The sequence below is a fragment of the Caulobacter sp. 602-1 genome, assembly GCF_003931565.1.
In the GTDB taxonomy this organism is placed as follows: Bacteria; Pseudomonadota; Alphaproteobacteria; order Caulobacterales; family Caulobacteraceae; genus Caulobacter.
This window is the reverse complement of record NZ_RRYI01000197.1, coordinates 1-277: the sequence shown is the minus strand read 5'-3', so window position 1 is coordinate 277 and position 277 is coordinate 1. Positions and strand designations below refer to the sequence as shown.

Here is a 277-nt window from a genome sequence, read left to right as displayed (position 1 = left end):
GGATCGGCTGGGTGGCCACCACGCGCTCGAAGGCGTCGATCAACTGACCGATCGCCTCGTCCTTGCCGCCGACATAAACGACCTCGACCAGGCGGTCGCGGGTGGCGGACGGGTGCAGGATCAGGTCGGCGCAGGCGCGGGTGACGTGGTCCGACGGACCCCGGCGGCGGGCGACAAAGGGCAGCACAGCCGCGCGCAGCAGCCAGCCGGCCAGGCGATTGGGCAGGTTGGCGAACACCTCGTCCAGCCGCTGCTCGATCATGGCGAAGGCCGTCTC

1 protein-coding gene is annotated in these 277 nt (G+C 70.8%); it reads right to left on the bottom strand.

The features are described 5' to 3' along the window. Nucleotides 1–277: acyl-CoA dehydrogenase domain-containing protein (locus tag EIK80_RS25845; protein WP_125159737.1), on the bottom strand; the 277-nt coding region annotated here is incomplete at both ends.